Source organism: Pseudomonas sp. LBUM1669, from assembly GCF_059695705.1.
In genome coordinates this window covers 4,349,121-4,368,789 of the sequence record NZ_CP166784.1, presented here as the reverse complement: position 1 = coordinate 4,368,789, position 19,669 = coordinate 4,349,121, and the positions used below count along the sequence as shown (strand labels likewise).

Annotated in this window: 15 protein-coding genes, 2 tRNA genes and 3 rRNA genes; 11 read left to right on the top strand and 9 right to left on the bottom strand. The window is 56.3% G+C overall.

Translation table 11 applies throughout. The features are described 5' to 3' along the window. Positions 1–95 precede the first annotated feature (95 nt). Positions 96–1,094 carry a zinc-dependent alcohol dehydrogenase family protein gene (locus ACA051_RS20185; protein ID WP_497371625.1) on the top strand — a complete coding sequence of 333 codons (999 nt, stop codon included), beginning with the start codon at positions 96–98 and terminating at the stop codon, positions 1,092–1,094. Here the strand turns inward: ACA051_RS20185 and ACA051_RS20180 are convergent. Further along, positions 1,091–1,681, bottom strand: a complete 591-nt coding sequence (locus ACA051_RS20180; RefSeq protein WP_497371623.1) for a 2-hydroxychromene-2-carboxylate isomerase — start codon at positions 1,679–1,681, stop codon at positions 1,091–1,093. The two genes, ACA051_RS20185 and ACA051_RS20180, sit on opposite strands and share 4 nt — an antisense overlap. 39 nt (positions 1,682–1,720) lie before the next feature. After that, positions 1,721–2,449, bottom strand: coding sequence for an SDR family oxidoreductase (locus tag ACA051_RS20175; RefSeq protein ID WP_497371621.1), 729 nt, complete (start codon positions 2,447–2,449; stop codon positions 1,721–1,723). A 92-nt stretch (positions 2,450–2,541) separates the two neighbouring features. Between ACA051_RS20175 and ACA051_RS20170 the strand changes: the two genes are divergently transcribed. Then, positions 2,542–3,114: a TetR/AcrR family transcriptional regulator gene (locus ACA051_RS20170; protein ID WP_497295070.1), complete on the top strand. Its 573-nt coding sequence runs from the start codon at positions 2,542–2,544 to the stop codon at positions 3,112–3,114. On the opposite strand, the gene ACA051_RS20165 is transcribed toward ACA051_RS20170, so the two are convergent. Further along, complete coding sequence (locus ACA051_RS20165; RefSeq protein ID WP_497371619.1) at positions 3,101–3,382, bottom strand: hypothetical protein; 282 nt, start codon at positions 3,380–3,382, stop codon at positions 3,101–3,103. The genes ACA051_RS20170 and ACA051_RS20165 overlap by 14 nt on opposite strands. 168 nt (positions 3,383–3,550) lie before the next feature. Next, positions 3,551–4,438: a threonine/homoserine exporter RhtA gene (rhtA, locus tag ACA051_RS20160; protein ID WP_497304222.1), complete on the bottom strand. Its 888-nt coding sequence runs from the start codon at positions 4,436–4,438 to the stop codon at positions 3,551–3,553. Between the two features lie 671 nt (positions 4,439–5,109). On the opposite strand from rhtA, the gene ACA051_RS20155 reads away from it, so the two are divergent. The 5 genes from ACA051_RS20155 (at position 5,110) to rrf (ending at position 10,419) form a co-directional block, all read left to right on the top strand. Continuing rightward, positions 5,110–6,648: ribosomal RNA gene (locus tag ACA051_RS20155) — 16S ribosomal RNA — on the top strand. A 161-nt stretch (positions 6,649–6,809) separates the two neighbouring features. Continuing rightward, a tRNA-Ile gene (locus ACA051_RS20150) sits at positions 6,810–6,886 on the top strand. A 27-nt stretch (positions 6,887–6,913) separates the two neighbouring features. Further along, positions 6,914–6,989 (top strand) — tRNA-Ala (locus tag ACA051_RS20145). A 249-nt stretch (positions 6,990–7,238) separates the two neighbouring features. Beyond that, positions 7,239–10,130 (top strand): 23S ribosomal RNA (locus ACA051_RS20140). Between the two features lie 173 nt (positions 10,131–10,303). Then, a 5S ribosomal RNA gene (gene rrf / locus ACA051_RS20135) occupies positions 10,304–10,419 on the top strand. Together the 16S, 23S and 5S rRNA genes with 2 tRNA genes alongside form the textbook arrangement of a ribosomal RNA operon. Positions 10,420–10,538: 119 nt before the next feature. On the opposite strand, the gene ACA051_RS20130 is transcribed toward rrf, so the two are convergent. Further along, positions 10,539–11,462: a TIGR03571 family LLM class oxidoreductase gene (locus ACA051_RS20130; protein WP_497375607.1), complete on the bottom strand. Its 924-nt coding sequence runs from the start codon at positions 11,460–11,462 to the stop codon at positions 10,539–10,541. Positions 11,463–11,739: 277 nt separating this feature from the next. On the opposite strand from ACA051_RS20130, the gene mrdA reads away from it, so the two are divergent. Next, complete coding sequence (gene mrdA / locus ACA051_RS20125; protein WP_497371617.1) at positions 11,740–13,632, top strand: penicillin-binding protein 2; 1,893 nt, start codon at positions 11,740–11,742, stop codon at positions 13,630–13,632. 150 nt (positions 13,633–13,782) lie between these two features. On the opposite strand, the gene ACA051_RS20120 is transcribed toward mrdA, so the two are convergent. After that, positions 13,783–14,184, bottom strand: a complete 402-nt coding sequence (locus ACA051_RS20120; RefSeq protein WP_497304216.1) for a lysozyme inhibitor LprI family protein — start codon at positions 14,182–14,184, stop codon at positions 13,783–13,785. 272 nt (positions 14,185–14,456) lie between these two features. Here ACA051_RS20120 and ACA051_RS20115 point away from each other — a divergent pair, with 272 nt between their 5' ends. Beyond that, a complete protein-coding gene (locus ACA051_RS20115; RefSeq protein ID WP_497304214.1) occupies positions 14,457–14,945 on the top strand; it encodes an SRPBCC family protein in 489 nt (162 codons plus the stop codon). A 7-nt stretch (positions 14,946–14,952) separates the two neighbouring features. Then, a complete protein-coding gene (locus ACA051_RS20110; RefSeq protein ID WP_497371615.1) occupies positions 14,953–15,753 on the top strand; it encodes an aminoglycoside phosphotransferase family protein in 801 nt (266 codons plus the stop codon). A gap of 493 nt (positions 15,754–16,246) precedes the next feature. Here ACA051_RS20110 and inhA read toward each other — a convergent pair whose 3' ends face one another. Next, positions 16,247–16,924 carry an isonitrile hydratase gene (gene inhA, locus ACA051_RS20105; protein WP_497304210.1) on the bottom strand — a complete coding sequence of 226 codons (678 nt, stop codon included), beginning with the start codon at positions 16,922–16,924 and terminating at the stop codon, positions 16,247–16,249. A gap of 89 nt (positions 16,925–17,013) precedes the next feature. Here inhA and ACA051_RS20100 point away from each other — a divergent pair, with 89 nt between their 5' ends. Beyond that, positions 17,014–17,997 (top strand): GlxA family transcriptional regulator, encoded by a 984-nt coding sequence (locus ACA051_RS20100; protein WP_497371613.1) that lies wholly within the window; start codon positions 17,014–17,016, stop codon positions 17,995–17,997. On the opposite strand, the gene ACA051_RS20095 is transcribed toward ACA051_RS20100, so the two are convergent. Both ACA051_RS20095 and ACA051_RS20090 read right to left on the bottom strand, forming a co-directional pair. Beyond that, complete coding sequence (locus tag ACA051_RS20095; RefSeq protein WP_497371611.1) at positions 17,966–18,868, bottom strand: alpha/beta fold hydrolase; 903 nt, start codon at positions 18,866–18,868, stop codon at positions 17,966–17,968. The genes ACA051_RS20100 and ACA051_RS20095 overlap by 32 nt on opposite strands. 59 nt (positions 18,869–18,927) lie before the next feature. Continuing rightward, positions 18,928–19,317 (bottom strand): hypothetical protein, encoded by a 390-nt coding sequence (locus tag ACA051_RS20090; RefSeq protein WP_497304204.1) that lies wholly within the window; start codon positions 19,315–19,317, stop codon positions 18,928–18,930. Positions 19,318–19,669 lie beyond the last annotated feature (352 nt).

Genomic DNA, 19,669 nt, shown 5'->3' with positions numbered 1-19,669 from the left:
ATGGGCATGGTCACTATAGCGATACAGCGTCTTATCGGCATGAGTGAGGGGGAGGAGGATCGGTCCTACAGCCACCTCTGACGAGAATTTACGAAATGACTGACTCACTTGAAATGCGTGCTCTGATTGTTGATGTGGCCAACGGGCCGTTACGCTTGGTTACCATCCCTCGACCTGTGCCAGGGGCGGGCCAGGTGTTAGTCAGAATCAAAGCCAGCGGGGTGAACCCGTTGGATGGAAAGATTCGTTCGGGTCAGGCGGCTCATGCGCGTCAGCCATTGCCGGCGGTGCTGGGCATGGATCTGGCCGGGACGATTGAGGCGTTGGGAGAGGGCGTCAGCGGATGGCTGCCGGGTGATGAGGTCTACGCGATGGCGACCGGAGTCGGCGGTGCGCAAGGTTCGCTTGCGCAGTTCGCGGTGGTCGATGCGCGTCTGCTGGCACGCAAGCCGGACAATCTGAGTATGCGTGAGGCCGCCGGGTTGCCCTTGGTACTCATCACGGCGTGGGAGGGATTGGTGGACCGGGCTCGGGTGCGTGCAGGTCAGAAGGTGCTGATTCATGGCGGTGCAGGTGGTGTCGGGCACGTGGCTGTGCAAATAGCCCGGGCTTTCGGTGCTGAGGTGTTCGCCACTGGCTCTGCGGGTCAGCAGGCAATCATCGAAAGCTTCGGTGCGACGTTTATCGACTACTGCAAATCTTCAGTCGAAGAGTATGTGACGGAGCACACGGGGGGAGAGGGGTTCGATATTGTCTATGACACGGTGGGCGGTGAAACGCTGGACGCTTCCTTCAAGGCCGCGCGGGTCTACGAGGGGCATGTGGTGAGCTGCCTCGGATGGGGGCAGCACAGTCTGGCGCCGTTGTCGTTTCGGGCCGCGACCTACTCCGGGGTTTTTACCTTGTTACCTTTGTTGACTGGCAAGGGGCGAGAGCATCACGGGCAGATCCTTCGGGAAGCCGCGCAGTTGATTGAGGCCGGCAAGTTGAAGCCGTTGCTCGAGCCGCGGCAGTTCACACTGCAAACCGCCGAGGCCGCTCATGAACTGCTCGCTGCTGGAGCGGCTCAAGGTCGTTTGGTCATCGAGATTTAACGCAGGGCCTCAAGGACGAAGTCCAGCCGATCCTGACCGAAGAACATCTGATCGCCGATAAACATGCTCGGTGCGCCGAACACACCGCGTTGGACCGCTTGCTCGGTATTGTCCTTGAGAGCGGCTTTGACTTCCTCATCGGCGGTGAGGGCCAGTACTTCGTTCGGATCGAAACCGTTTTGCGTCAGCACGGCGGCAACGGTCGCCGGGTCATCGAGGCTGCGACCCTCGACCCAGAGTGCGTTGAACAGGCAATCGATAAACGCGTGGAAGCGTCCGGGATGACGCAATTGCATGCCGGTGACGGCGCGCATCAGCATCAGGGTATTGATAGGGAAGTGGGGGTTGAACGTCAGTGGCACGCCGTATCGTTTGGCGTAGCGGTCCAGGTCCTGAAACATGTAGCGACCTTTGGCCGGGATGGTTGCCGGTGAAGCGTTGCCGGTGGCCTTGAAGACCCCACCCAGTAGCATCGGTTTGTAGACCAGTTGGCTGTCGGTCTGCTCACAGATCTTCGGCAATTGGGTATATGCCAGGTAGGTGGCGGGGCTGCCAAGATCGAAAAAGAATTCCACGGTTTTGCTCATGGTCGGTGCGCTCTGCTTATTGTTGTCGGGGAGGAGGGCTTACCAGCGTTCGTTCCAGGGGCGCAGATCCAGCTCGAAAGTCCACGCGTCTCGGGGCTGGCTGTGCAAGTACCAATAGTTCTCGGCGATGTGCTCGGGATTGAGGATGCCGTCCTCGTCCTTGGTCGCGTACTTTTCCGGAAAACTGTTGCGGATGAAATCAGTATCGATGGCGCCGTCGACGACGACATGGGCAACGTGAATATTCATCGGCCCCAGCTCGCGGGCCATGCTTTGAGCCAGTGCGCGAATCCCGTGCTTGGCGCCGGCGAAGGCTGCAAATCCTGCCGCACCGCGCAAGCCAGCGGTGGCACCGGTGAACAGAATCGTGCCGCGTTGGCGCTTGGCCATCCGCTTGGCCACTTCACGGGCATTGAGAAAACCCGAGAAACAGGCCATTTCCCAGATCTTGAAATACTTGCGGGCAGTTTCTTCGAGAATGCTGCACGGCACATTGGCGCCGATGTTGAAAACAAACGCTTCGATGGGGCCGATCTCGGTCTCAATCTGCTCGACCAGCGCAATCACGTCCTCTTCCTTGCGTGCATCACAGGCAAATCCGTGGGCGTCATCGCCATTGGCCTTGATTGCATCAACCAAGGGTTGAAGTTTGTCCGCGCTGCGGCGAGTGACGCAGGCAATGAAACCTTCCTGTGCAAAACGCTTGGCAATCGCGCCGCCGGTTGCATCACCGGCGCCGACAACCAGTACGACCTTTTTATTACTCATGGGTGGATCCCTTTGATGAACGATCGTTAACTGAACGAACGTTATGCTAGGATTTGGCATGCGTCAAGTCGGTCAATCCTGAGGGCAAGGCAATGCGTTACTCGGCTAATCACAAGCTGGAAACAAGAGAGAAACTGCTGACAAGCAGCGCGGTGTCGGCCAAAAGGTCCGGTTTTTCCACGGTAGGCGTCGACGGGCTGATGAAGGCGATCGGATTGAGTGGCGCTGCTTTCTACAGTCACTTTTCGTCGAAGGACGAACTGTTCGCTTCGATCGTCGAACGCGAGTTGTGCCAGAGCCTGGAGCGATTGGGTGCTGATCAGGATTGCGACAGGCTCGAGCGTTGCCTGAAGCATTATCTGAGCATGGCCCATGTCGAGCACCCGGAGTCCGGTTGTGCATTACCGGTATTGGGGGCCGAAATTGCTCGTTCAGATATCGCTATTCGCCAAGAGGCCGAAGTCTGGATTTGCCGGCTGCAGGAGAGTTGGGCGAGGATTCTGGAAAGCGACAGCCTGGCCTGGGCGATTCTGTCGCAATGCATCGGTGCTTTGGTAGTGGCGCGTATGCTGGCCACTCCCGACATTCAACGCACCGTGCTGAAGTCCAGTTACGATGAGATTGGCCGCCAGATTGCCGGGCGGCATCAATCTATTTGCAGATGACGATCATGCTTCGGCTGGTATAACCGGCAGGGTTGAGACCAAATGGATAATCACCTGGCTCTTCCACGGTATCCCCCGATTTGGCGATGACCTTGTAACCCTTGGGCGCGCACGAGTTGGCGGCGCTGGTGTAGCACATGTCCCAAGATGAAGAGAGCCCTGAACAATTGATATGCAGCCCTTTCTTGCCGTGTTTGACTTGTGTTTTCGATGTCGCCGCGCAGCCTGCAATTGCGAGTACGGCGATCAGTAGCAAAATTCGTTTCATTGCTGTCCTTATAGCGTTCCCGGATCTTGTGCCCGGGTCTGGCTGCATTCGCTTTCGCTTGAAGCGTTCTGATATCCCTATCTTGAAAAATCCATGGTTGTCACTGGGTTGCGGGCCTAAACATGGCCTAATTGAGCGGTAAATACCAGACTTGCGTCAAATCCTCTATCAATCCGCCGCGACCGCAGGCTTGGCAGCACTTCCCATGGTCATGGTCGCCCCCACGGAAGCCAGAATGATGCACATGATCGCCATCCACTGTGACAGCGTGAGGTACTCGTGGAGAAACAGCAGGCCAGACAGCGCACCAATAGCCGGTTCAATGCTCATCAATGTGCCGAAGGTCCGGGCTGGCATTCGGGTGAGCGCGACCATCTCCAGCGTGTAGGGCAGGGCGGTGGACAGAAGAGCGACTCCGATGGCTACGGGGATCAGTGATGGAGTCAGCAGGGCGGCACCGGCATGGACGATGCCGATAGGGGCGACGAACAGTGCGGCAATCATCACTCCCAGTGCTGCAGTCTGCACACCATTGTCGGCGCCGGCCTTCTGGCCGAACAGGATGTACAGCGCCCAGCACACACCCGCACCCAAGGCATAACCGGCACCTTCCAGGTCGATTCCCGTAGTCGCTGCTCCCGTCGGTATCAATAGAAGTAAGCCGATAGCTGCCAGGGCTATCCACAAAAAGTCGATCGCGCGGCGTGAGGCATAGATAGCCACCGCCAGTGGTCCGGTGAACTCCAGGGCTACGGCAATACCCAGGGGAACGGTGCGCAAAGACATATAGAAGAGGAAGTTCATACCGCCCAGAGCCATCCCGTAGACGATGACGGTACGCAGGGACTTTGCGGTGAGCTTCGCTCGCCACGGGCGTAACAGGATCAGCATGATCACGCTGGCGAAGAGCAGCCGCAGGGTAGTGGTCCCCTGGGCGCCAATAATCGGGAACATGCTTTTGGCCAATGAGGCTCCGGACTGGATCGACGCCATGGCTATTAATAGCAGGCCCACCGAGAACAGGGTCGAGGCGAGGCTGCGGGGATGGTCATTCATAACGTGGCATCGTCCGAAGTGGGAAGCGAGAGTGTTGTTCTGTGTATTGGGCAATATACTGCGCATTCGTGAGGGTTGCGTCTATATATAAGCAACGATTTTGGACATCCCTGATAGAAAAGCCGAATTAGGGGTTGACGGCAGATTCTGGAAGTCTATAATTCGCCCCACTTCCGGCGCAGTCGAAACGGAAAACTCCTTGGTAAACAAAGAGTTACGCAGTTTTGGACAGCGAGTTGCTTCAGGTCATCGAAGCCCAGAAGGAGTTGGTCAGGCAGGGTTGTTTAGCTTGATTGACGATTCGATCTTCTCGGTCGAAAGCGGAGAAAAAGAGGTGTTGACAGCAGCGAGTAACGCTGTAGAATTCGCCTCCCGCTAACGAGAGATCGGAAGCGCAAGTGGTTGAAGTTGCAAAGGAAACTTTGAAAGCTTCTGAAAATAACCGCTTGACAGCAACAGAGGCTGCTGTAGAATGCGCGCCTCGGTTGAGACGAAAGATCTTAACCAACCGCTCTTTAACAACTGAATCAAGCAATTCGTGTGGGTGCTTGTGGAGTCAGACTGATAGTCAACAAGATTATCAGCATCACAAGTTACTCCGCGAGAAATCAAAGATGTAACCAACGATTGCTGAGCCAAGTTTAGGGTTTCTTAAAAACCCAAAGATGTTTGAACTGAAGAGTTTGATCATGGCTCAGATTGAACGCTGGCGGCAGGCCTAACACATGCAAGTCGAGCGGCAGCACGGGTACTTGTACCTGGTGGCGAGCGGCGGACGGGTGAGTAATGCCTAGGAATCTGCCTGGTAGTGGGGGATAACGCTCGGAAACGGACGCTAATACCGCATACGTCCTACGGGAGAAAGCAGGGGACCTTCGGGCCTTGCGCTATCAGATGAGCCTAGGTCGGATTAGCTAGTTGGTGAGGTAATGGCTCACCAAGGCGACGATCCGTAACTGGTCTGAGAGGATGATCAGTCACACTGGAACTGAGACACGGTCCAGACTCCTACGGGAGGCAGCAGTGGGGAATATTGGACAATGGGCGAAAGCCTGATCCAGCCATGCCGCGTGTGTGAAGAAGGTCTTCGGATTGTAAAGCACTTTAAGTTGGGAGGAAGGGCATTTACCTAATACGTAAGTGTTTTGACGTTACCGACAGAATAAGCACCGGCTAACTCTGTGCCAGCAGCCGCGGTAATACAGAGGGTGCAAGCGTTAATCGGAATTACTGGGCGTAAAGCGCGCGTAGGTGGTTTGTTAAGTTGGATGTGAAATCCCCGGGCTCAACCTGGGAACTGCATTCAAAACTGACAAGCTAGAGTATGGTAGAGGGTGGTGGAATTTCCTGTGTAGCGGTGAAATGCGTAGATATAGGAAGGAACACCAGTGGCGAAGGCGACCACCTGGACTGATACTGACACTGAGGTGCGAAAGCGTGGGGAGCAAACAGGATTAGATACCCTGGTAGTCCACGCCGTAAACGATGTCAACTAGCCGTTGGGAGCCTTGAGCTCTTAGTGGCGCAGCTAACGCATTAAGTTGACCGCCTGGGGAGTACGGCCGCAAGGTTAAAACTCAAATGAATTGACGGGGGCCCGCACAAGCGGTGGAGCATGTGGTTTAATTCGAAGCAACGCGAAGAACCTTACCAGGCCTTGACATCCAATGAACTTTCCAGAGATGGATTGGTGCCTTCGGGAACATTGAGACAGGTGCTGCATGGCTGTCGTCAGCTCGTGTCGTGAGATGTTGGGTTAAGTCCCGTAACGAGCGCAACCCTTGTCCTTAGTTACCAGCACGTAATGGTGGGCACTCTAAGGAGACTGCCGGTGACAAACCGGAGGAAGGTGGGGATGACGTCAAGTCATCATGGCCCTTACGGCCTGGGCTACACACGTGCTACAATGGTCGGTACAGAGGGTTGCCAAGCCGCGAGGTGGAGCTAATCCCAGAAAACCGATCGTAGTCCGGATCGCAGTCTGCAACTCGACTGCGTGAAGTCGGAATCGCTAGTAATCGCGAATCAGAATGTCGCGGTGAATACGTTCCCGGGCCTTGTACACACCGCCCGTCACACCATGGGAGTGGGTTGCACCAGAAGTAGCTAGTCTAACCTTCGGGAGGACGGTTACCACGGTGTGATTCATGACTGGGGTGAAGTCGTAACAAGGTAGCCGTAGGGGAACCTGCGGCTGGATCACCTCCTTAATCGACGACATCAGCTGCTCCATAAGTTCCCACACGAATTGCTTGATTCATTGAAGAAGACGATAAGAAGCAGCCCTAACAGGTTGTAGCTTAGTTGGTTGGAGCGCACCCCATGCTCAGTGTTAAAGAGCAGGGTGAGGTCGGCCTTAAAGCTCGAAATTGGGTCTGTAGCTCAGTTGGTTAGAGCGCACCCCTGATAAGGGTGAGGTCGGCAGTTCGAATCTGCCCAGACCCACCAATTTTGTGTGGGAACCTGTAGAAATACGGGGCCATAGCTCAGCTGGGAGAGCGCCTGCCTTGCACGCAGGAGGTCAACGGTTCGATCCCGTTTGGCTCCACCACTACTGCTTCTGTTTGTTGAAAGCTTAGAAATGAGCATTCCATTGTGATGATGGTGAATGTTGATTTCTAGTCTTTGGCTAGATCGTTCTTTAAAAATTTGGGTATGTGATAGAAAGATAGACTGAACGTTACTTTCACTGGTAACGGATCAGGCTAAGGTAAAATTTGTGAGTTACTCTTAACTGAGTATTATCGAATTTTCGGCGAATGTCGTCTTCACAGTATAACCAGATTGCTTGGGGTTATATGGTCAAGTGAAGAAGCGCATACGGTGGATGCCTTGGCAGTCAGAGGCGATGAAAGACGTGGTAGCCTGCGAAAAGCTTCGGGGAGTCGGCAAACAGACTTTGATCCGGAGATGTCTGAATGGGGGAACCCAGCCATCATAAGATGGTTATCTTAAGCTGAATACATAGGCTTAAGAGGCGAACCAGGGGAACTGAAACATCTAAGTACCCTGAGGAAAAGAAATCAACCGAGATTCCCTTAGTAGTGGCGAGCGAACGGGGACTAGCCCTTAAGTGGCTTTGAGATTAGCGGAACGCTCTGGAAAGTGCGGCCATAGTGGGTGATAGCCCTGTACGCGAAAATCTCTTAGTCATGAAATCGAGTAGGACGGAGCACGAGAAACTTTGTCTGAATATGGGGGGACCATCCTCCAAGGCTAAATACTACTGACTGACCGATAGTGAACTAGTACCGTGAGGGAAAGGCGAAAAGAACCCCGGAGAGGGGAGTGAAATAGATCCTGAAACCGTATGCGTACAAGCAGTGGGAGCCCACTTTGTTGGGTGACTGCGTACCTTTTGTATAATGGGTCAGCGACTTATTTTCAGTGGCGAGCTTAACCGAATAGGGGAGGCGTAGCGAAAGCGAGTCTTAATAGGGCGTCTAGTCGCTGGGAATAGACCCGAAACCGGGCGATCTATCCATGGGCAGGTTGAAGGTTGGGTAACACTAACTGGAGGACCGAACCGACTACCGTTGAAAAGTTAGCGGATGACCTGTGGATCGGAGTGAAAGGCTAATCAAGCTCGGAGATAGCTGGTTCTCCTCGAAAGCTATTTAGGTAGCGCCTCATGTATCACTGTAGGGGGTAGAGCACTGTTTCGGCTAGGGGGTCATCCCGACTTACCAAACCGATGCAAACTCCGAATACCTACAAGTGCCGAGCATGGGAGACACACGGCGGGTGCTAACGTCCGTCGTGAAAAGGGAAACAACCCAGACCGTCAGCTAAGGTCCCAAAGTTATGGTTAAGTGGGAAACGATGTGGGAAGGCTTAGACAGCTAGGAGGTTGGCTTAGAAGCAGCCACCCTTTAAAGAAAGCGTAATAGCTCACTAGTCGAGTCGGCCTGCGCGGAAGATGTAACGGGGCTCAAACCATACACCGAAGCTACGGGTATCACTTAGGTGATGCGGTAGAGGAGCGTTCTGTAAGCCTGTGAAGGTGAGTTGAGAAGCTTGCTGGAGGTATCAGAAGTGCGAATGCTGACATGAGTAACGACAATGGGTGTGAAAAACACCCACGCCGAAAGACCAAGGTTTCCTGCGCAACGTTAATCGACGCAGGGTTAGTCGGTCCCTAAGGCGAGGCTGAAAAGCGTAGTCGATGGAAAACAGGTTAATATTCCTGTACTTCTGGTTATTGCGATGGAGGGACGGAGAAGGCTAGGCCAGCTTGGCGTTGGTTGTCCAAGTTTAAGGTGGTAGGCTGGAATCTTAGGTAAATCCGGGATTCTAAGGCCGAGAGCTGATGACGAGTGTTCTTTTAGAACACGAAGTGGTTGATGCCATGCTTCCAAGAAAAGCTTCTAAGCTTCAGGTAACCAGGAACCGTACCCCAAACCGACACAGGTGGTTGGGTAGAGAATACCAAGGCGCTTGAGAGAACTCGGGTGAAGGAACTAGGCAAAATGGCACCGTAACTTCGGGAGAAGGTGCGCCGGTGAGGGTGAAGGACTTGCTCCGTAAGCTCATGCCGGTCGAAGATACCAGGCCGCTGCGACTGTTTATTAAAAACACAGCACTCTGCAAACACGAAAGTGGACGTATAGGGTGTGACGCCTGCCCGGTGCCGGAAGGTTAATTGATGGGGTTAGCTAACGCGAAGCTCTTGATCGAAGCCCCGGTAAACGGCGGCCGTAACTATAACGGTCCTAAGGTAGCGAAATTCCTTGTCGGGTAAGTTCCGACCTGCACGAATGGCGTAACGATGGCGGCGCTGTCTCCACCCGAGACTCAGTGAAATTGAAATCGCTGTGAAGATGCAGTGTATCCGCGGCTAGACGGAAAGACCCCGTGAACCTTTACTATAGCTTTGCACTGGACTTTGAATTTGCTTGTGTAGGATAGGTGGGAGGCTTTGAAGCGTGGACGCCAGTTCGCGTGGAGCCAACCTTGAAATACCACCCTGGCAACTTTGAGGTTCTAACTCAGGTCCGTTATCCGGATCGAGGACAGTGTATGGTGGGTAGTTTGACTGGGGCGGTCTCCTCCTAAAGAGTAACGGAGGAGTACGAAGGTGCGCTCAGACCGGTCGGAAATCGGTCGTAGAGTATAAAGGCAAAAGCGCGCTTGACTGCGAGACAGACACGTCGAGCAGGTACGAAAGTAGGTCTTAGTGATCCGGTGGTTCTGTATGGAAGGGCCATCGCTCAACGGATAAAAGGTACTCCGGGGATAACAGGCTGATACCGCCCAAGAGTTCATATCGACGGCGGTGTTTGGCACCTCGATGTCGGCTCATCACATCCTGGGGCTGAAGCCGGTCCCAAGGGTATGGCTGTTCGCCATTTAAAGTGGTACGCGAGCTGGGTTTAGAACGTCGTGAGACAGTTCGGTCCCTATCTGCCGTGGACGTTTGAGATTTGAGAGGGGCTGCTCCTAGTACGAGAGGACCGGAGTGGACGAACCTCTGGTGTTCCGGTTGTCACGCCAGTGGCATTGCCGGGTAGCTATGTTCGGAATAGATAACCGCTGAAAGCATCTAAGCGGGAAACTAGCCTCAAGATGAGATCTCACTGGGACCTTGAGTCCCCTGAAGGGCCGTCGAAGACTACGACGTTGATAGGTTGGGTGTGTAAGCGCTGTGAGGCGTTGAGCTAACCAATACTAATTGCCCGTGAGGCTTGACCATATAACACCCAAGCAATTTGCAAGCTTTGAGCTGAAAAGCAAAAGAGCACCAGATTGCGGTGTGTGAAGACGAAACGAACCGAAAGTTCGAAAGACTCACAAAACACCGAGATCTATCACATACCCATTCGCTGGAGCGTAATCCGTAAGGAGAACGACCTGGCTACCGAATTTCTTGACGACCATAGAGCATTGGAACCACCTGATCCCATCCCGAACTCAGCAGTGAAACGATGCATCGCCGATGGTAGTGTGGGGTTTCCCCATGTGAGAGTAGGTCATCGTCAAGATTAAATTCCGAAACCCCTATCTGCGTATGCAGGTAGGGGTTTTGTTTTGCCCGCAGGAAAGTGGTGTGACAAAAAAAGGATAGCCCGACGGCTGGCTATCCCAGGTTTCAGCAGCATCGTTAGTGAAACTTCGGCAGAACGTACTCAGCGATCTCTTCAATAACCTCTGCCACAGGGCGTTCGCTACGACGCATGTGCAAGCCGACATGCTGAACACCCGCGTCGCGCAGCGCTTGAAGCTCATCAATCAATGCCAACCGTCCACAGCTTCCACCGAAGCGCACACGTCGCATAGGGGCATGAGGATTAGCGGCCAAGTCTAGGTGTACGAAGCTGATATAGGGCTTTTCGCCTCCAACTTCCCGCCACAATCCCACTCGGCGCCGATGCTCGTCCGGCGTACCAGGGTAGGCGAGCCATCCATCCATGTGCTCACCAATCCAAGCCGGTGATTGTTGACCAAGACCTGCAACCAGCAGTGGCATAGGCTGATCTCGCTCCGGCAACAGGCGAGCGCCTTCAGGCAAATGACCTTCACCCTGGCTGCGGATCAACTCAACCGTATCGCGGAAGATCTCCCCGCGCTGATCGTAATCCACCCCAAACAACGGATACTCCATCGGCCGGTCACCACTGGCCACTCCAAGGAGCAGACGCCCGTCACTCAGTTCATCAACACTGTTGGCGGCCTTGAGCGTTAGCCAAGGCTGACGCAATGGCAGCACAACCGCCGCCGTACCGAGCATGATGTTCTCAGTAATCCCGGCCAAATACCCAAGGTAAGAAAAGGCCTCGAAGACCTGTGCGGCATCGCCAAAGTTGGGGTCATAAACCGGCACATCACGCACCCAAAGTGCACGAAAACCGGCGTTGTCAGCCAGGCGCGCCAACGCCGCGTGCTGCTTCAAATCGGGGACACCAAAAGGCCGATCCTGAGCAATCCGCAGGCGCTGTCCATCACTGGACCAATCGTTATCCAGCGGCAGTTCCAGTCCGATGGAAAATCCATTCGAGTCGAGTAATCGTTGAAATCGTGGATGCATGAAAAGACTCCCAAACAATAAGATGGAATGACATGCACCTAGTATCAACAGGCCCATCTGCAAGAAAAATGCTTGAACCGGAATAACAATCTTGAACAAAACGCACGAGTCAAAGAAAAAGCCGACTGTCGTTTTGGCCCTCAAGGACAACCATCCGAGAAAATCCCTCTAAATTGACCGCACAGTATTTTGGTATGGTGCAGCTCGTTTTTTTAACGGATTGATTTTCAGGCCTACGGATCGGCACCCCTTTTATAGTCATAGAGCTGCTACAGAAATGCCCGAACCGATACCCATCAAGGACCACGAAAAAGAGACGCGCTTGGTCAACAAGCGGCTGATCGCCTGCGCCTTGTTCGTCGCCGCTATTTCCTGCGCACTTGTGGTGCGCATGTATGTCCTGCAAGTGGTCGAGTACAACTATCACTCGACAATCTCCGAAAACAACCGCGTCCATGTCTTGCCGATCACCCCGACACGCGGGCTGATCTACGACCGCAACGGCGTAGTTCTCGCGGATAACCGTCCCAGCTTCAACCTCACCATCACCCGCGAACGCGCCTCCGATGTCAAAGAAGAACTGGATGAGGTGGTGAGCCTCCTGCACTTGCCAGCCGAAGACCGGACACTGTTCGACAAGGCCATGAAGCAGGCGCGCCACCCGTTTGTGCCGGTTACGCTGTTCTACGAGCTCAGTGAACAGCAAATCGCGGTTCTGGCGGTCAACGAGTTCCGTCTGCCGGGGATCGATGTCGAACCCCAATTCGTTCGTCACTACCCGTTGGGCGCACACTTCGCGCATTCGATCGGCTACGTCGGCCGTATCAACGAAAAGGAATCCAAAGCCCTAGACACGGCGGAGTACCGCGGCACCCAATCCATCGGCAAGACCGGCATCGAAAAATTCTACGAGTCGCAGTTGCATGGCCAGGTGGGTTACGAAGAAGTCGAAACCAATGCCCAAGGCCGCGTACTGCGAGTGCTCAAACACACCGATCCGATCCCCGGTAAAAACATTGTCCTGAGCCTGGACGTCAAACTTCAGGAAGCGGCCGAGCAAGCCTTGGGCGATCGTCGTGGTTCGGTGGTAGCTCTCGACCCGTCGACCGGTGAAGTGCTGGCAATGGTCAGCAAGCCTAGCTTCGACCCGAACCTGTTCGTCACCGGCATCAGCTTCAAGGAATACGCGGCGCTGCACGACTCCATCGATCGGCCGCTGTTCAACCGCGTCCTGCGCGGCCTTTACGCGCCGGGTTCGACCATCAAGCCCGAGGTGGCCATTGCCGGCCTCGATGCCGGCGTCGTCACCCCTCAGACGCGCGTCTTCGACCCGGGCTATTACCAACTCCCGGACTTCGATCACAAATACCGCAACTGGAACCACAGCGGCGACGGCTGGGTCGACATGGACGCGGCGATCATGCGTTCCAACGACACCTATTTCTATGACCTGGCCCACAAGCTGGGCATCGATCGCCTGCACGACTACATGGCCATGTTCGGCCTCGGCGAGAAAGTCTCGCTGGACATGTTCGAAGAGTCTGCCGGCCTGATGCCATCGCAAGCGTGGAAGCGCGCCACGCGCCGTCAGGCATGGTTCCCTGGCGAGACGGTCATCCTCGGCATCGGCCAGGGTTACATGCAGGTCACGCCGCTGCAGCTGGCCCAGGCCACTGCGCTGATCGCCAATAAAGGTGTGTGGAACCGACCGCGCCTGGCCAAGACCGTGGATGGCGTAGCACCGGTGGACGAGCACCCAATGCCGAACATCCTGCTCAAGGATCCGCGTGACTGGGAACAGGTCAACCATGGCATGCAGATGGTGATGCACGACGCCCGCGGGATTGCCCGAGCCGCCGCACAAGGCGCTCAGTACCGCATTGCCGGCAAGAGTGGTACCGCGCAAGTCGTCGCGATCAAGCAAGGCGAGCGCTACAACCGGGCGAAAACCCTGGAACGCAACCGCGACAATGCCTTGTTCGTCGGTTTCGCCCCGGCCGAGCACCCGAAGATCGTCATCTCGGTGATGATTGAAAATGGCGAGGCTGGTGGTCGCGTCGCCGGCCCTGTCGTGCGGCAGATCATGGACGCCTGGTTACTCGATCAGGACGGCCATCTCAAGCCGCAATACGCCACGCCGAGCAAAGCACCGGGCGACCCTCACGTCTAAACGTTCAAGGCTTCACAGCACAGGCTCATGAATACTTGGCTGTGCTGGAAGCTTTCGAGTGGCCTCCATCTAGGGCAAACCCGTATTTCGATGTATTCCACCGCAGGAGCGAGGCTTGCCCGCGAAGAGGCCCTCAGCATCACCGAAGTATCACGCCCCAGGCACCGGGCAACCCATATCCCCTTCCTGACACTTCAAATAATTCTTGAAAGTCTCCACCCGCGCCTTGGTCAATTCAGTCACGCAGTTGCTGTAGATCAGCGGATACACACTCCCGCCTTCCACCCCGGCGCTCGAAAACTTGCACTCGGCATCCCGAAACGCAATCCACGAACGCTGCGCCCCGACCAGCAGCTTTTTGCTGTCCGGGTTGCTCTTCAAACGCTGGGTGATCTGCTGGTAAAGCGCATTCAACTCCTTGTCCGCCGCCTTGTTCTGTTGCGCCGCACACTGGTTCATCGTGGCCTGGTCGGTGGCGTTATCGCAGTCCGCCGCGTGGGCAACGGTGGTGAACAGCAAAGGCGTCAGGGCCAGGAGGACGCGTGGGTGCATAGTGATGCTCGCTGTGAGGGTTAAAAGTTGAGATGCAGTGTAGCGAAGAGGGTGGTTAACCAATAACAAAGTCGGGCGCAACCTCCTTTGCCAAGTGGATTGCTTGCGTCAATAGTCTGCTTGCATTGCCAGGCTTTCGTCTGCGAACCAGAGCTTACCGCTGCAAATGCAGCCGAATATTTCAGGCGGGTTGATCGCGAAGCCCGATTGATACAACTTTAAGGTTGGTCTTGTGGTCTTACAGGCCTACTGTTCAGTACAGGAGGTGACTTATGAACCCAGCATCAGATCACATCGAAAGGAAAATCCTGCTCAAAGTACCGCGCTCGCACGTGTGGCGCGTGCTGGCCAATGCCGAAGCCTTCGGGCAGTGGTTTGGCGTGGCGCTGGAGGGCAAGCGCTTTGTCGCCGGTGAATGGACGCAAGGGCAGATTACTTACCCGGGTTATGAGCACCTGCTGTGGAATGTGCTGGTGGAGCGGGTCGAGCCGGAGCGGGTGTTTTCGTTTCGCTGGCACCCGTATGCGATCGAGCCCGATATCGATTACTCGCAGGAGCCCACCACGCTGGTGAAGTTCGAACTCGAAGACATGGATGAAGGCACTTTGCTGAAGGTCACCGAGTCCGGTTTTGATCACATTCCGCAGACGCGCAGGCTCAAGGCATTCCGCATGGACAGCCGTGGCTGGGATGAGCAGATGAGCAATATCGAAGAGTTTCTGAAATCCAGCGCCACGACTCGCGAGCGTCAGGGAGAGTAAAGGCTGCATGTTTGAAAACTGGTTGAAACGCTGGGCCCTGGTGCCGGACGGCGAACCGATCATCACGCCCGGCAGTCGTTTGCTGCCGGTACGAATGGGTGATTTGCCGGCCATGTTGAAGGTCGCTGTCGATGCCGAGGAAAAGTTTGGCAATCTGCTGATGACCTGGTGGGACGGCGAGGGCGCCGCGCGGGTTTACGCTCATCATGGCGATGCGTTGGTGCTGGAACGTGCCGAGGGTGAGCGTTCGCTGATGCACATGGCGCTCAACGGCCAGGATGACGAGGCCAGTCGGATCCTGTGCGCGGCGCTGGCTCGTTTACACGCACCGCGTCCATCATCGCCACCGCCGCTGGTACCGTTGTCGTCATGGTTCGCTTCCTTGCGCATGGCCGCCGAAAAGGAGGGCGGCGCTTACTTGCTCAGTCTGAAAACCGCCGAAGCGTTGCTCGCCGAGCCGCAGGATGTGGTGGTTTTGCACGGCGATATGCATCACGACAATGTGCTGGATTTCGGCCCGCGAGGCTGGCTCGCTATCGATCCCAAGCGGGTGATTGGCGAGCGCGGGTTCGACTACGCCAACCTGATCTGCAATCCCGAATTGCCGACGGCGACTGATCCGCAGCGATTCAAAAAACAAATCGAGGTAGTGGCCCAGGCAGCGGGGCTGGAACGTCAACGGCTGGTGCAATGGGTGTTGGCGTTTGCCGGGTTGTCTGCGGCCTGGTTTCTCGAGGATAACGATGAACTTGCGGCGCAAGGTCAGCTGCAGGCCGCTGAACTCGCGGCTTCCATGCTGGTTGCCTGACGCGTCTAAGGGTTTTCGGAAGGGCGGGTATGGCGAATGTCTTACACGCTATGGTAGCTATGTCGTCTATTGCACATTGGATCCGAAGCGTAATCTAGCTTCATCAACTGAAGCACAGGGAGTGCTTCAGGATCACGGATGATCGACCATTAGCAAGGATTCGCTGCCGACAGGGAGTCGATATGGTCTTGGGAAAACCCGCTTCGGCGGGTTTTTTTCGCCTTTTGAAAACTGTAGGATCGCCGCAGCGCTCGCTCCTACATTGTCCGCATACAATTTGATTCTTATGGTCAATGGCTTACACCGGCTAACGGGTATGTCGTCTTTTGATGCTTCGCCGTTGCGCTTATTCTGGATTCATCAACTGAAGCACAGGGAGTGCTCAGGATCACGGATGATCGACCATTGGCCAGGATGGCTGCCGACAGGATGTCGAAAATGGTCTTGAGAAACCCGCCTAGGCGGGTTTTTTTTCGCCTGTCGAAAAGTACGGCTACAGTCTGGCCGCCGCCCGCTCAGTGATCTGCGCCCTTTGCTGCAGGGATGGCGCCGCACGCCGATGCGCGTCTGCCAATACGCTCGGCGGCGCTGTTTCAGGGCTGCCTGCCTGGAACGGCGGTGCCGGGGCGTATTCCAGCTGCAACTGCACCAGCTCGGCCGTGTCCTTATCGAACAACTCAGCCGCCAGGGTCAGGGCAAAATCGATCCCTGCGGTAATCCCGCCACCGGTCAGCAGATTGCCGTCGCGCACCACCCGATCCTTCACAGGGATTGCTCCCAAAGGTGCCAACAATTCGTGATAAGCCCAGTGCGTGGTCGCGCGTTTGCCCTTCAGCAGACCGGCCGCGCCGAGCACCAGCGCGCCGGTGCACACCGACGTGACGTAACGTGCGTTAGCCGCTTGGGCCTTGATGAAAGCCAATGTCTGCTCATCCTCCATCAACGGCCCGACACCGCTGCCCCCGGGAATGCAGATCACGTCCAGCGCCGGGCAATCGTCGAAGGTGGTCGTCGGCTTCAGCACCAGCCCCGTACTTGCGGTGACCGGCACCAGGTCCTTCCAGATCAAATGCACCTTCACGTCCGGCAGCGAGGCCAGCACGTCGTAAGGGCCGGTGAGGTCCAGTTGTTGAACCTGTGGAAACAACAGAAAACCGATCTGCAACGTCATGGTGTTTTCTCATGAAGTGGGTGGACGGCTTCACTCTAGGCTCGTAGGATCTGGCGCATACGCCAATCACCCCACGAATTACGCCAATCATGCCTAAAACCATTCATGTGCTCGGGTTCGCCAACGTGCAATTGCTCGACGTCACCGGGCCGTTGCAGGTGTTCGCCTCGGCCAACGACATCGCCCGTCAACAAGGTTTGCCGCCACCCTATGCGCCGACGGTGATTGCCAGCGGTGGTGGGGTGGTGATGTCGTCGGCGGGGCTGGCGCTGTTGGCCGAGCCGTTGCCCGAGCAAGGCAGCGACACCTTGATCATCGCCGGCGGCTGGGGTGTCTACGCGGCGGCGGAAGATGAGTCGCTGGTGGCCTGGGTGCGTGAACATGCGATGGCGTGTCGGCGGGTGTCATCGGTGTGCACCGGGGCGTTTTTACTGGCGGCCAGTGGTTGGCTCGATGGTCGGCGGGTGGTGACTCACTGGACCCGTTGCGAGCAACTGGCGCAGAAGCATCCCCTGTTGCGGGTCGAACCCAACCCGATCTTTATCAACGACGGACCGGTCTGGACCTCGGCCGGCGTCACGGCCGGTATCGACCTCTCATTGGCGATGGTCGAAGAGGATCTCGGTCGCACCATGGCCCTGGACGTCGCTCGGCAACTGGTGGTGTTCCTCAAGCGCCCGGGCGGTCAGTCGCAGTTCAGCGTGACGTTGTCCCTGCAAAAGGAAGGCAACCGGTTCGACGAACTTCATGCCTGGATCAGCGAAAATCTCACCATGGACCTTGGTATCCCGACACTCGCCTTGCAGGCCGGCATGAGCGAGCGCAGCTTCGTTCGCCATTATCGCGCCGACACCGGCCAGACTCCGGCGCGGGCTATCGAGCTGATCCGGGTCGAAACGGCGCGACGCTTGCTCAGTGATACCGGTCTGCCGATCAAACGGGTGGCGGTGCAGTGCGGATTCGGCAGCGAAGAAACGCTTCGACGCAGTTTCCTGCGGGCCATGGGCGTGACGCCGCAAGCGTATCGCGAGCGGTTTTCTGTCAGCGCTGAAGCAGATCGAGTATGGCCTTGAGTGTCGCTTCGGGCGCTTCTTCGGGAATGTTGTGGCCAACGCCCGCCAGCACTCGCCGCTCATAAAATCCAGTGAAGTGCTCGATGTCCTCGTCGATCTCCGGCGCCGGTCCGACGCCATCGTCGGCACCACACAGGGAAATCGTCGGGACGCTGATCGGCGGTTGCCGGGTCAGCGCTTCTTCCATCCACTCCAGTGCTGGATCGCCTGGCGTGTACATGAAGCGGTGACGGTACGAGTGAATCACCACCTCGACGAAATCCGGGTTATCAAAGACCGGTGCGCTCAGCGGGTAGCGCTCAGGGCCTTTGGCCCAGGTCGGTGACCATAATTTCCAGAGCAATTCGCACAAGTCCCGGCGATTTTTCGTCAGACCCTCGACCCCGCGTGGGGTATGGAAGTAATACTGATACCAGAGGCGATGCTCGGTTTCCGGGGCCTGTGGCTGCGTGGAACCGGGGATATTCTGCAGGTTGTAGCCGTCGCCCGTCACCAGACAGCGAACCCGTTCCGGCCAAAGCGCCGCCACAATGCACGCCGCCCGACCGCCCCAGTCGTAGCCGCAGAGCGTGGCCTTCGGGATGGCCAGCGCGTCCATCAAGTCCAGCAGATCCTGGGCGAGGGCGGCTTGCTGGCCGGAGCGCAGGGTGTTGGGGCTATTGAAACGGGTCGGGTCGTAGCCGCGCAGGTACGGGACGATAACGCGGTAGCCCCGAACAGCGAGGGCCGGGGCGATTTCGTCGTAACCGCGTGGGGAGTAAGGGAAGCCGTGGAGGAGGATAATCGGATCGCCGGTGGCAGGGCCGTGTTCTTCGTAGGCAACCGACAACGTTGGGGTCTTGATGCTCTGGATCAACGCTTCATTGTTCATCGGACACTCCAGAGGTGTTTGTGAAACGGATGATGCAAAGAGACCAGGGTAGCGCCGCCTCAGACTTCCACTTCCGCCACCTGATTAAAGTACTTCGACCGGTCCGGCGTAAACGTCACCACCATCCTGGTCCGCGAACACGTCAGGGCTCGCTCTTCTTCCAGATCAACATCCAGATCTTCCCCACGCAAACCCTGCCACTGGGCCAGGTATTTAAGGGATCCGTATTTTTCGAGTTTCTTCAGGCTGCGACTCACGCCACCTTTCCAGCCCAGCACCGGCAGTTCGCCGGCAAGGCAGCGTTGGGCGAGTTCGGGAAAACGGACGGCGCGTTGGCGGCCGATTTCCCAGCATTTGATCAGGCCCTTGTCGTGGGCTTCCCACAGTTCATCGCGGTTCAGGCCTGAACGGAGTGGGGAATCGATGTGGCGGTGGATGCGGTGGCTCATTCTGGTTCCTTGAATTCGGGTTTTATCGGGCAGCTCCGCTGCACCCGTTGACTGTGGATGGTAGGGGGGGATGTAACGACTGGCAACAAGGTATTTCCGTGCGTAGGAGCCCAGTGTTGCGTCGGTAAACAGTAAGTTCTGTTTAGATTTTGTAGGAGTTTGGCCTGAAAAAGCCTGTGGCGAGGTGTGTTTCCCAAGGTGACTGTGTTGAAGTTCTTCAAGGGCTAGCTTTGATCCTACAAGCAGCGTCGTGAAAAGCGTCGTTTCTGGCGTGTTTTGGCGGACAGAGGTGTTCAGTTGGTTTTGTGTTGAGGCTGATGGCCTCTTCGCGGGAAAGTCGGATCGCCGCCCG